The sequence below is a fragment of the Vibrio sp. 10N.261.52.A1 genome (assembly GCF_002876325.1).
GTDB lineage: Bacteria > Pseudomonadota > Gammaproteobacteria > Enterobacterales > Vibrionaceae > Vibrio > Vibrio chagasii.
Window position 1 is genome coordinate 1 of sequence record NZ_MCYD01001016.1, and the last position, 876, is coordinate 876.

Consider the following 876-nt stretch of genomic DNA (forward strand, 5'->3'; position numbering starts at 1 on the left):
GCAACACATCAGCGGCTACCGTACCAACTGCCTTGGATGAGGCTGTTCGTGACGGACGAATTAAACGCGGTCAAACGCTTCTATTGGAAGCATTTGGCGGTGGCTTCACTTGGGGTTCTGCGTTAGTTAAATTCTAACCCTAAGCGAAAACCTACAAACAAGGCACATAACTTATGTGCCTTATTCAATTTTTTGCTTTGCTTAAAGGAAAATTACAATGAGCAAGTTTGCTATCGTATTCCCAGGCCAAGGCTCTCAAGCTATCGGTATGCTTGCAGACCTAGGCGAACAGTATGATGTTGTTAAACAAACATTTGCTGAAGCTTCAGAAGCACTTGGTTACGATCTATGGGCATTAGTTCAAGATGGCCCAGTAGAAAATCTAAATGAAACTTTCCGCACTCAACCGGCTCTACTAACAGCGTCTGTTGCAATTTGGCGTGTATGGCAAGAGCTTGGCCTAGAGCAACCTGCAAACTTAGCGGGTCACAGCTTAGGTGAATACTCTGCACTAGTATGTGCTGGCGTTATCGACTTTAAAGAAGCGATCAAGCTAGTTGAACTACGTGGCCAGCTAATGCAAGAAGCGGTTCCTGCAGGCGTTGGTGCAATGTACGCAATCATCGGTCTAGATGATGAAGCGATTGCTAAAGCGTGTGAAGAAGCGGCACAGGGTGAAGTTGTTTCTCCAGTGAACTTCAACTCTCCTGGTCAAGTTGTTATCGCGGGTAACAAAGCGGCAGTAGAGCGTGCTGGTGCACTATGTAAAGAAGCGGGCGCTAAGCGTGCACTTCCTCTACCAGTATCTGTACCGTCTCACTGTGCGCTAATGAAACCTGCAGCAGACAAGTTAGCGGTAGCTCTAGAAGCTCTAGA

2 protein-coding genes are annotated in these 876 nt (G+C 46.9%); both read left to right on the plus strand.

The features are described from left to right. A partial coding sequence (locus BCT81_RS22005; RefSeq protein ID WP_277869840.1) for a 3-oxoacyl-[acyl-carrier-protein] synthase III C-terminal domain-containing protein occupies positions 1–137 on the plus strand: 137 nt, incomplete at its 5' end. Positions 138–217: 80 nt separating this feature from the next. Then, on the plus strand, positions 218–876 hold a 659-nt coding region (gene fabD / locus BCT81_RS22010; RefSeq protein WP_102425839.1), incomplete at its 3' end, for an ACP S-malonyltransferase.